General features: G+C 51.5%; 6 protein-coding genes and 1 pseudogene. 2 read left to right on the forward strand and 5 right to left on the reverse strand.

The features are described 5' to 3' along the window. Nucleotides 1-43 precede the first annotated feature (43 nt). Complete coding sequence (locus tag FDX01_RS09045) at nucleotides 44-4,798, forward strand: Ig-like domain-containing protein (RefSeq protein ID WP_283205038.1); 4,755 nt, start codon at nucleotides 44-46, stop codon at nucleotides 4,796-4,798. Nucleotides 4,799-4,926: 128 nt separating this feature from the next. Next, nucleotides 4,927-5,115 (forward strand): annotated as a pseudogene (locus FDX01_RS09050) (hypothetical protein); the annotation flags it as partial. Between the two features lie 158 nt (nucleotides 5,116-5,273). On the opposite strand, the gene lapD reads toward FDX01_RS09050, so the two are convergent. Genes lapD through FDX01_RS09075 form a run of 5 tightly spaced genes read right to left on the reverse strand, consistent with a single transcriptional unit; the run spans nucleotide 5,274 to nucleotide 11,907 of the window. Next, the gene (gene lapD / locus FDX01_RS09055; protein ID WP_137399657.1) at nucleotides 5,274-7,208 is read right to left on the reverse strand and encodes a cyclic di-GMP receptor LapD; all 1,935 of its coding nucleotides are present in this window, start codon (nucleotides 7,206-7,208) and stop codon (nucleotides 5,274-5,276) included. Between the two features lie 9 nt (nucleotides 7,209-7,217). Further along, on the reverse strand, nucleotides 7,218-7,907 hold the full coding sequence (gene lapG / locus FDX01_RS09060; protein ID WP_170974770.1) for a cysteine protease LapG: 690 nt from the start codon (nucleotides 7,905-7,907) through the stop codon (nucleotides 7,218-7,220). 5 nt (nucleotides 7,908-7,912) lie between these two features. After that, a complete protein-coding gene (locus tag FDX01_RS09065; protein ID WP_096755939.1) occupies nucleotides 7,913-8,806 on the reverse strand; it encodes a transporter substrate-binding domain-containing protein in 894 nt (297 codons plus the stop codon). Continuing rightward, on the reverse strand, nucleotides 8,790-9,722 hold the full coding sequence (locus FDX01_RS09070) for a transporter substrate-binding domain-containing protein (protein WP_137399658.1): 933 nt from the start codon (nucleotides 9,720-9,722) through the stop codon (nucleotides 8,790-8,792). Before FDX01_RS09070 ends, FDX01_RS09065 begins: the two co-directional genes overlap by 17 nt. Beyond that, nucleotides 9,715-11,907, reverse strand: a complete 2,193-nt coding sequence (locus FDX01_RS09075) for an EAL domain-containing protein (RefSeq protein WP_137399659.1) — start codon at nucleotides 11,905-11,907, stop codon at nucleotides 9,715-9,717. Before FDX01_RS09075 ends, FDX01_RS09070 begins: the two co-directional genes overlap by 8 nt. Nucleotides 11,908-12,382 lie beyond the last annotated feature (475 nt).

The following is a 12,382-nucleotide window of genomic DNA, read 5'->3' on the forward strand; positions in this document are numbered from 1 at the left end:
ATACACTAAATCAGTAAGTTGGCAGCATCACCCTCCACACAATATTCAGCATATGCAGACGCCTCACGATCTGACGGTGGATCTGCACGCGAAAGCAATGCTGAGCATCGATCCCGTTACCGGCGATAACCGGGTGAACGGTGATGAATCTCACCAGCCGTTTACCTGGGTAACCGGAAAAGTCGCTGGTGATGTGCACGTCAATGATGTGGTGTATCTGACGGTGAAAGGCCACGTCCTGACAGGGAAAGTTGTCGATCTGGGCGGCGGAGTTCTCGGGTATAGCATCAAGGTCAGCACCGCTGATTTGCTGGCCGACCCGCACTTAACCGCCACCGTCAGCACCACCGATGCGGCGGGCAACGTGGCGAAAGCGGATGCCGAAACGACGGTGATTATTGATACGCGTGTCGACGCAGCAATCAAGATCGATGCAGTAACACCGGATAACACGCTTAACCGCGATGAGCAGATGCAGAGCCATACGCTGGTCAGTGGCACGGTAACGGGCGAAGTGCATCCGGGCGATCCGCTGGTGATGACAATCAACGGGCAGATTTATACCGGGGTGGTGGAAGACCTCGGCGGTAATAAAATGGGCTTCCATATTTCGGTGGCGACGTCCGATATTATCGCCAACCCACATATTGATGTGTCGATGGATGTGACCGATGCGGCGCAAAACCATGCGCATATTACGGCACACCATAACGTGGGGCTGGATGATAAAGCCTACGCCGCAATCACTATCGACCCGGTCACCGGTGATAAGGTTCTGAACGGTGCTGAGTTGCAGAAAACAACCACCGTAGTGAGCGGGACGGTGGGCGGTGACGCGAAGGCGGGCGATATTGTTCATCTCAATATCGGCGGACATCTGGTGGACACTCAAGTGATTCCGCTGCCGAATTTGGGCGGAACATTAGGCTACAGCGTCGATGTAACTACCCAGTGGTTGCAGCACGATCCGCATATTACCGCCACCATTACCGCCACCGATCCGCATGGCAATAGCGCCACGGCGCAGGCGCAGGATGTCCTGACGATTGACGACCATGCTGTGGCTACGGTGCACATAAACCCTATCGTTACGGCGGATCACGATTCCGTCATCAACTATAACGAGGCGCATAACCCGCTGACAACCGTCACCGGGACGGTGGGCGGTGATGTGCTGGTGGGCGATTGGGTTGAGCTGACCGTCAACAATCAGGTCTATTACGCCCAGGTACAGGACAGTAACGGGCAGCATACCTTTAGCGCGGATGTCTCCACGCTGGACTTGCTGTTGGATCCGCACATCCATGCAGAAGTGTCGGCCACAGACGCGGCAGGTAACGTGGCATATGGGCATGATGACCGTCCGGTAGTGATTGATACCCATGCCGATGCCAGGATTACGATTGATTCAATGACCACCGGTTTATTGCCCAACATGACGACCCCGCAGGATCTTGCTCCGGGCAGAAAACCTGACTATGTGATTGTCACCGGACATGTTGACCCAGATGCTAAGTTGAATGATGAGGTGATTCTTATTGTTGGGAATGGGATCCGATATACAACCCATGTCATTGAATTACCAAATCACATTCTGGGTTTTCAGGCCTCAGTGAGCACGGGTGATCTCGGTGATAACGGTAATATCACCGTTTCGATTACCACGCATGATGATCATGGTAATACCGCGACGGCAACGGACCACAAACTGATTGATCTGCCATGGACTCACAATCAGGCTGTCAGTGGGAATACGCCGTATATCATGCATAACCCGCCAGCGATCACCACGCCGCCAACCGGTACCGGGACGACGGTCCCGCATCAGCCGCAGGTTCATCTGACTGTTGATAAGGTGACGGGTGATGATGTGCTGAACCACGATGAAGTAAATAACGCTACCACACCTGTGCGTGGCAGGGTGACGGGGGATGTGCATGCCAACGACGTTGTCACCGTCACGGTGAACGGCGTGGACTACCACGGCAAGGTATTTGCGATTCCGGGGCTGTCAGGCGAATTTGGCTACCAGGTTGATGTTCCCTCAAATGTGCTTCAGGCACACCCGACGTTTGATGTCTCTGTTACCGTGACCGAGGGCAATCTGACGGGATCGGATACGCAGCACAAGGTTATTAGCATCGACACCGATAACCCTATCACTATCAACATGAACCCTGTGGCCAGCGATGATGTCATCAATGGCAAAGAAGCGCTTACAGGCAAAACGATGATAACGGGTACGGTCAAAGGCGAAGGGTTACACGATGGCAGCGTGGTGTCCTTGCAGGTCAATGGCAATACCTTAACCACCGTGGTGCATAACAATAACGGCACGCTGGAGTGGTCAAAAGAGGTCAGCATTAATGACCTGCGCACCAACCCGACTATCGTTGCGACCGTAACCGGCACCGATGCGGCCGGGAACACGGTCACCGGGTCGACGGACCGACATCTCATCGTCGATCTGAACGCCGTTGCGGGAGTGACGATTGATAACATCACCGCTGATAACGTGCTCAACGCGCAGGAGTCTGACGTCACTGTGCATCCGATGACGACGGTGACGGGCTCCGTGACCGGCGATGTGAAGTCCGGCGATATCGTAACACTGGAAGTGGACAATCATACCTACACCGCGACGGTTGATAACCAGCTGCATTATTCGGTGGATATCGACACCCAACACCTGAACGCCGACCACTCAATTGTGGCGAAAGTCACTGGTCATGACGTTCACGGTAACGATCAGGACGCCAGCTACACGAAGAACTTTACGCGTGATACCACGGCGGCAGCGACGGTGACCATTAACACCGTCGGCGGTGACGATGTCATTAATGCGGATGAAGTGAAGGCAGGCCAGATTGAAGTCAGCGGCACCGTGGGTGGCGATGTGCATAAAGGCGATAAAGTGCATATCACCGTCAATAACATCACGGTGGATGCCGATGTGGTCGAACTGCCGCATATGAACGGACAACTGGGCTACTCCGCGTTAGTGAGCACCGCTGGTCTGCAAACCGATCCCACTATTTACGTTAGCGTGACGGGTGAAGATGCGGCGAAAAATACCCAGACTGCGAACAGTCAGAAACCGGTGACCATTGACACCAATGTGGTGGCAGAAATTCATCTGGATAAGGTGTCGGATGATGATGTGTTGAATAACGCGCAAACGAAACTTCAGCACACCAAAATCAGCGGCTATGTCACCGGTGATGTTGACGTTGGCGATCTGGTCACCATCAGGGTCGGCGGCAAAGACCTGGTGGCGAAAGTTACCAGCAGCGGCGGTAAAAAAGTGTTTAGCGTCGATGCCAGCACCGTGGATTTGGTCCATGACCAGAATATTACGGCACATGTGACCGCCCATGATGATGCGGGCAACCGTCAGGAAATCGATACTGCGAAAACCCTCACCATTGATCGGGAGGCGAAGGGGACGGTGGATATCGATAACGTCACTGCTGACAACGTCCTGAACCAGCAGGAGCTGCAGGCGCTGAAAACGACGATTACCGGTACTGTGGGAGGGGATGCGCAGAAAGGCGATCCGGTGGTTTTAACGATTGGTAACCGTACATTTAATGGTTCGGTGGACGTGCTGCCAAGCGGCAAGCTGGGCTATCAGATTGATGTGGATACCGATGTATTAAAAGCCAACACCAGTATTGATGCCAAAGTCACCGGCCAGGATGCGCCCGGCAACCCGTACAGCATCCATATATCCCATTCTTACGTGGTTGATGATCATGCCGAAGGTACGATTGTCATCAATAACGGTATTGCAAGGGATAACGCGGTAAACCAAACGGAATCTCAACACGACACCGTTATTTCTGGCGTCGTTACCGGTGATGCGAAAATGGGGGATAGCGTCACCCTGACGGTGAACAGTTTCTCCACAACGGTGAAGGTGACACAGGATCCGCACAGCAATAAATTGGTTTACGCAGTTGCGGTACCGACCAGCGCGCTGAATGAAGGCGATAACGACGTTCAGGTGAAAACCACGGTTAAGGATGCGGCAGGTAACACGCTGGATGTGACCGATCATAAAACCGTGGTGCTGGATACTCACGCTGATGCCACTATCGTGGTGGATAAAATCACCGGCGATAACCACATTTCGCAGGCAGAGTCGCAGAACGCGATCACCCACCTTACCGGCAGCGTAACCGGCGACGTGCATGATGGTGAACACATTACAGCGCGGGTCAATGGTCATCAGTACGATACGGTTATTCATCTGAATAATAACGAACTGCGTTATGACTTTGCGGTGGATACGTCGACCTTGCGTACCGGCCATAATCGCGTCAGCGTGATGGTTGAGGCGAACGATAACCACGGCAATACCACGACACATGCGCAAATGGCTGATGTCACCATGGAAGATCATGCGCCAGTGAAAGCGCATGCGGCAGACAAGGGACAGCACGCCGCAGCACAGCATGCGCTGCACAATCTGTTTGATGACAGCGCATTGTCTTTGTCATACGCGCCAGCGGCATCCGCGCACGGACAGGCGGCAGCCGTACTGGGTCCTGACGATAAAGCGAAGGCCGTGCTCGATAAAGTCGACCTGAGCGATTTGGCCCGTGAGCTGCATGAAGGCGTTGATATTGCGAAGTACATTCAAAGCGGCGGCGATCATCATCTGATTGCCAGCCCGGCGAAGGTTGCGCATGGCATTGACACGGCAGTCTCCACACCGTTGAGTAGCGATGTGCATGCGTCAACGTACTCGCTGGATCACCTGATCGCCAAACCGGAACAAAATCACTCTCACTAACGGAAGCTGACTGCCCTGTGTACACGGGGCAGTCGCGTCACGACATATTAATCTAAGGCAACAAGATGAATGCTGTTCCACCTGATGAACACGGCACTGAAATAGACAACCAACAGTTCCTGGCCATGCTGCAAAAGAGCGACCTGGAGATGGTGCGCGTATTGGATGACTTGATTTACCTGTTGATCCGTAAAGGCGTTATAGCGATTACCGATCTACCGCCGATGGAGCAGGTTAAATTAATGAATCGCGCGAACGCGCGTCAGGAACTCGGGGGGTTAGAACAACTGCTCGGTAACGATGACCGAATTTTTTAACGGCAACAGACAGCCTGCAGACAACGTAGAAAATGCCCGGTGGCGCAGGCTTACCGGGCCTACAAAAAATCATAACCATTTGATTTTGTAGGCCGGATAAGCGAAGCGCCATCCGGCAAAAGCAAGCAAAACAACGGCGTCCAGACGGCCCGTTTTCATCACAGCGGTGCGGGCTCGCCTAACAGCTGTCCCATTGCGCCATCCACGCCCAGTTCCTGCAACACCTTAAGCTCACCTGCGGTTTCAACGCGCTCGGCAATCAGCGGTAAATCAATACTGCGGGTGGCGTTACAGAGCACTTCAATAAACAAGCGCTTATCTTTTTCTTTGTCGATATGGCGGATATAGCTGCTGTCGATTTTCAGATACGCCAGGCCCCACTGTGACAGATGACCAATCATATCGAAGCGACTGCCGAAGTGTTGCAGGCCCAGCGAGCAGCGATATTGACTTACGGCTTTAACAAACATCGCCATTTGGTTCGGCCCAGGTAGCTGGTTTTCATCCAGCTCGAGAATTAACCGACCGGCCAGCTTTGGTGCGTATTTCAGCGGATTTAACAGGTCGGAAATGGCGCAAGCACTGGTTACTGAACTGCCTGAAATACTCAGCGCTAACTTACCGGGGGCGATTTTCAGCTGATTTAAGGTCAGTTTTAACATGACCTTGTCCAGACGATGGCTCCAGCCAAAGCGGTGGATCCACGGCAGGAAACGACCGGCGTTAATGGTATTGCCCTGCTCATCAACAATGCGCGACAGCACTTTGTAATGCAGGATTTTATCCGGCTGATGACAATCGACCACGGGCTGATACACCAGCTGAAATTGCTGATTCTCCAGCGCGTGCTCCAGACGCACAAACCATAAATGCTGATCTTCGCTCGCTGTGGCGACCTCTGTCGTCGGCACGACCTGGTGGTCGGTATGCGTTTCCGCTTCGACCAGCAGACGATCGGCCTGAATCAACAACGACTGCGGACTGTCTCCGGCGCTGAAGGGCACCATGCTGCAGTAGGCGACCGGCTGTTGATCTGACATTCCGGTGGCATAAAATGCCGTCAGTTTTTGCGTCAGCGAAGTACGCAGTTCCAGCATCTCACCGTGCGTGACGCCGGGGCAGAGCAGGGCGAACTCGCCGCCCCGAATGCGGGCGAGCGTGCTGTCGAGCGGCGCGTATTTGGCTTTGTGTGCATTCAACAGGTTGGCGATATTCAGCAACAGCTTATCGGTATGTGGACCGCCAAAACGCTGGTTCAGCCCCCCCAAATCCTGAACGCGAACCAACATCAAATAGCCCGGTGCGGTATCCGCATCGCTCAGTCGCGCCTGCAACTGCATATCAAATGCACGGCGGTTGGCAATACCGGTCTGGCTGTCGAGATAGGCCTCATTGTGCAGGCGCTCGCTATAGATAGCCTGCTCTTCAAAGAGTGATTTCAGCTTGGTCGCCATCAGGTTCATGGCTGCGACGACCCGGCGCAGTTCCGGCGTTTTTGGCAGTTCAGGCAGCGTCAGGAATTCGCGACGGGTAATCGCTTCTGATTGTTTCGCCAGATAGTTAAGCGGGCGCAGCAGTTTACGCAACAGCATAACCCCCGCCAGCAGGCAGGCCAGACTACAGGACAGCATCCACACCAAATTGCCTACAGTGCTGCTCCACAAACGTTGCACTGCAAAGATGGGGTCACTGGTGACCTCCACGCGGGCGGCCTGCTGCCAACCGCGCATAATGGTGGCATTGCCCGTTTGCGGGACCACATCTACCAGATCCACAAACCAGCCGGGTACATCCGGGATCGACGCCGCCGCGTGACGTTCCAGCATCGTTGTACCGTTGGTCAGATCGACGATGCGGATTTTTTGATAGTAACCACTATCAAAAATAGAGCTCACCATCAGCTCGATCATCGCCGGATCGTTGACGTTCGGTGTGAGTGAAACCCCCAGAGCCGTTGCCGCATCCTGGGCATGCGCCAGCAGCTGGTTGTTGTATTGATGGCGGGAGCTTTCCAGCGTCACAATAAAACTGCCGCTGAAGACAATCATCATGAAAAGAGAAATAGAAAAAAGTAACTGTTTAAAAAGTGACACTGACGTTCCCTATTTATCTATCGGGAAGCCTTCTTCCCGCATTTTTGTGAATACTTGCTGCCAGCGAGAAAGTCTCTTGCTGTCCCCAATACGTTTTGTGTTCTGGTTGCCCGGCAGCCACAGGCCGCTATCGTTAAATGAGTACACCGGTAATAAATCCTGACGCTGGCTGGCCGGTGAAAGGGTGTTTGTCAGACTATCGAGAACCAGAGGGATGGCGTCAGGCGTGGCATACCAGGTCAGTACCATATGTGCGCGGTTTAAACGTAGGGCTTTAACGTAAGTGATACGTAGCTTCTCTTCGGAAACGCCCAACTGCCGCAGCGTGAAATATTTCGCGATGGCGTAGTCTTCGCAGTCCGCTTTACCCTGGCGCAGGGATTCCACCGGCGTCGCCCAGTAGTCGACGTTGTGCCAGACGTCGCTATCCTCGGCGTAACGGAGCTGGGTATTAAAAAACAGATTTACCGCGCGCAGCTGTGTTTGCTCATCGGCATGGCGCAGTTGAATTAAGAGCTTTTGCCAGGCGTTGATGCGCTGTTGTGCCGCAGCGCTGGCGGGGCCATAGAGGACATCGGACTTCTGCATGATGGTGGCAAAATCCCACGCCGCGCGCAGCGAATTGACCATCAATAGCAACAACAGCGCCCCTGGGATCTGCCAGAGGCGAAGTAAGCGAGTGAGTGAACAGACGCTTATTTTTTTCAAGGGTGATGCTGACACGGTGTAGGTGGCTGATTTCCCGTATGTTTACAGGCATAAGGCGCCAGCCATTTTTTGCGCAGCTGTACATTAATAGGGGAAGCGAAAATGGTTTTCAGTGAACTGTCGATGAACGCCACAAACTGCGGATCGTTTTTGCGCATCATAATGGCATAGTGCATATCCGCGCCGATGGTTTCGGCTGACACGCTGAATGTGTCAGGCAGTTCACTCTGATTAATCAGCGGCCAGGCCAGGATATCATCGATAAACAGCGCTGCAGATTCATTCTGCGCCATTTTATTAAACGCCCCGTTTATCGTGGTAGTGGTTATTGTTGAAATATTAAGATGCTGTTCCCGGTTCGCCTTGTTGAATTCCAGCAAATCTTTTGAACTGCCTGTCAGGCTAACCGTTCGTCCTTTTAAGTCAGCCAGGGAATGAATATTGTTTTTACGTAAAGAGATGATGCGCATTTTCGCGATGTAGTAGTTAACGGAAAATGAAACGCTGGAGGTCCGCTCTGGCGCGTTAGTATTTACGCCACAGTCCATGTCTATTTTACGTGTTTTTAATGCAGAAAAGCGTTCCGCAAAATTCACCGGAATATAATGAATGGTTAAGTTATTGAGCTTGAGATACTGCCGCAGTTTGTCCGCAATCAGGTTACACACCGCAATGGTATACCCCGTTACCTTGCCGTTTTGGTCGGTAAAGGAAAACGGCGGCAGCTGGCGATAACCCACGTTCAGTACGCTGCTGATTTGTATGTGTTCCAGCGTGGCGGCATTCTGCTGCGCCATCAACACAGGGGACACGGTGAGGCCAGCCAGTAAAATCAGCCCCTGCGCCACACGTTTTATCCGGGCCATCTCATGCTTAATTATATTTTTCATAATCAAAACCGATCTTCTTTTTTGCTGACGTTAATGCTTTCAGATTATCTGACATGGGAATATTTAAATTGATGGCTTTCGGCGGTATTGGAGACTGAAACCATTTATTGTACAAGGTCGTAAACTCACCGCTGGTCATCAGAGAAGATAACGTGTCATCCACAAAAGCTTTAAATTCTTTATCGTGTAAAGGGAGCAGCAGTCCCGCCGGAAGTGGCGCACTGAGCGCAATACGGGATAGCATATATTCATCCGGGTTGGCGGCCTGCGCAATCATCCCTTTTAATAATACGGTGCTGGAAATCAGCGCCGGATAGGCGCCGCTCTGAACGCCATTGAAGGCGACGTTGTTGTTAGTATCCAGCTCAATATTAATGTTAAGCGCGTTGGCGGTATTAATTTTCTGTAGTTGCTCAACGTAAACTGTGCCGCTTTTTACCAGCACGCTGTGCCCGGAAAGTGCTTGTAGATTGCCATTATAATCATTCCTACGCATCACATAGCGAGTGCTGGAAAAGTAAAATGGCAATGAGAATTCGCTAATGCTGTGGCGACCCTTCGAATAAAAAGCCGGAATGCACATGATATCGGCCATGTGTTTTTTAATGAGCACAAACTGAGATGCCGAGTTTGCGCGCACCCATTGCGTTTTCAATGTTTTAAGCTGTAGTTTGGTTTTCAGCGCAGCGACGATATTTTTACAGATATCAATGGAATAGCCAGCAGGTGACGTACCTTCCTGGTACGAGAAAGGAAAGGCATCATCCTGGTAACCGAGGGTGATAGTTTTCATACTGGCAATCTTCTCCAGCGTGCGCTGTTCGGGCAAAACATCCGTCGCGCAGCGTGCAGAGAAGGGGATTAACAGCGCAGCGGCAAGCACAATACGCGTTGCCAAACGCAGGCGATTAGTCATGCATAACCTCTTCTGCAAGGGCTTCATCGGCAAAAGCAGACAACACGTCACGCTCGCGCAGCGGATAGCTGAAGAAATATCCCTGCACATGTTGGCACTTAATTTTGCGCAAAATGTTGCGCTGGAGCGGTGTTTCCACCCCTTCCGCGGTGACGGAGATATTGTACTTTTGCGCGAACTGGATAAGCATCACAATCAAGTACTGGCTGGCATTATCCTGCTCTAACTTATCGATAAGCGTGCGGGCAATCTTGATGCGCGTGAAGGGGTAGACCAGCAAATAGTCCAGCGCGGCGTAGCCTGTTCCCAGATCGTCCATTGCGATGTCGATCCCCATCGCGCGGATCTCTTTCAGTACCGGGAGGGCAATAGACTGATCCAGTTTCTCGGATTCGGTGATTTCAATTTCGAGTCGATTGGCTGACAGTTGGCTGGTGCGTAACGCTTCTTTGATGACGTCGACCAGCCCTGGGCTGTGTAGCTGGTTGGCTGACACATTGACGGCAATGCGGATGTGTTCCGGCCATTTTGCGGCGACGGCGCAAGATTGGCGAATGACCCATTCACCTAAACGCACAATCAGGCCCGAGCTTTCAGCAATATTGATAAAGTAATCCGGGTAAATCAGCCCTTTCGTCGGGTGATTCCAGCGGATCAGCGATTCGTAGCCGTGAACCGTTTCATCCTGCAGATTAACGATGGGCTGGTAGTAAAGTTCGAACTGCTCGTTATCAATACCATCAATAATTTCCTGATTAATGAACAGGCTGTGGCTCTGTTTCATCACCATGCCGTCTTCGAAGAAATGGAAGCAACCGCGGCCATGGTGCTTGGAGGCATACATGGCCAGATCGGCATTGATCATCAATGTTGAGGTATTATTGCCCTGATAAGGTGCGCTGGTAATGCCAATGCTGCAACTGATAGAGAACGTGTGGGTGCTCCAGCTAAACGGTGTGCTCAGCGCGCGGAGAATACGTTTCGCCAGCCGGTTCGCCTCTTTAACGGCGTTGTCGCTGACCTGTTGCAGAATCGCAAACTCATCCCCGCCCAGACGTGCCGCCATATCGTTTGGCCCCAGCAATAATTGCAGGCGCTGCGCCACGTTGATTAACACTTCATCGCCGGCTTTATGGCCGAAGGTGTCGTTTACCGGCTTGAAGTTGTCGAGGTCAATCAACAGCAGGTTGAACGGTTTCTCTGCCTGCTGGACTTCACTGACGCGTTTATCCAGCGCCAGTCCGAAAGAGACGCGATTGGGTAAGCCTGTCAGCGAATCATGATGGGCCATATGCTCCATCTTTTGCGACATCTCATGCATACGCTGTAGATAGCCGCGTTCTTTCATCGCGACGCGCAATTTTTCAATGGCGCTGGCGAGATGTCCAATCTCATCATCCTGGTCAAGATAGGGGGTGACAGAGTCGGTTTCTTCGCGGGCAATGCGGGTAATGGAGTTAATCAGCAACGGAACCGGGCGGAACAGACGGCGCATGAACAGCGTCACCAGCGTCAGCGTTGCCAGTAAAATGAGGACGAAAATGATACTGCTCTTTTTCAACATCGCATCATAGGCAGCGTACAGATCACTCTTCTTACCAATGCTGCTTATCAGGCTGCCGAGGATTTCACCTGAGGGCGTCAGAACAGGGACGGCGCTGATGAAGCACGCTTCGCCGTTGATCTGGGCAAATCCGATATAGTCGTTGACCAGCACATCGCGTGGCAAACGCCCGGCGAAGGAGATTACCCCGTCGCCCTCTTCAGACTTATTGTTGATGCCCACGAAACCTTTATCTGGCGTATACAGGAACATCCAGGTGGGATTGTGCGTTTGCGCTGAGGCCAGAGCCAAAACGTCTACCGGGTTATAGCCGGTCTGAATAATGGAGTCGGTATCGCCAAGCTGTCTGTCCGAGACAATACGGGATATTTGCCCCGTGTCGCGGGTTTCAACCGAAACGGTGGTATACACGCTGCGGATGATGTAGGTCATGATCTGGGCGTTGGCTTCTGCTCTCTGTACCCACTGCTGATAAGAAAAGTTGTCGATCAGGCTCCAACTGGTAAAGGCACCAGCACCAAACGCAATAATGATCCCCGCCAGCAAAAACTGTGTTATTTTGCCGGTGATCGAATGTTGCCATCCTTTTATTGCCTTTAGGGAAAACAGAGACGTGGCCACGGATTCTTTTTAATTCCTGAAAATACACATATATGCTGAATTAAATTTCTTTTATGACTTAATGAAATAACAGTATGGGTATTTTTGTTACAAGTAAGTAGATGAAAGGTGTGAAACTCTCAGGTACAACATTTAATTAACACTGGAGCTGAATAGCTAACGATAAAATAACGGTGTATAAATATAAGGATCGCTGTACATTTCGTCAACAGGTAAAAATGTACATTAAAACACAATTTCATTCAGTGGTGATGTGTCGTATTAATGTTGACATTAATACCTGTAAGGAATGTTTTTTGTACACACGTTAAAGATGTGCGATGGATACGCTGGCGGCGCTGTGTTTTTACACTATTAATCAATTGATTAGGTGGCTTATTAACTGGTGAGATAAAAATAAAAATATTATGATATGTCCATTTTTATCTATAAATGATGGTTTATTTTCTGATGCGATATGAATAAGATGCACGCT

This window comes from Citrobacter sp. wls613, from assembly GCF_005281195.1.
GTDB classification, from domain to species: Bacteria; Pseudomonadota; Gammaproteobacteria; order Enterobacterales; family Enterobacteriaceae; genus Citrobacter; species Citrobacter gillenii.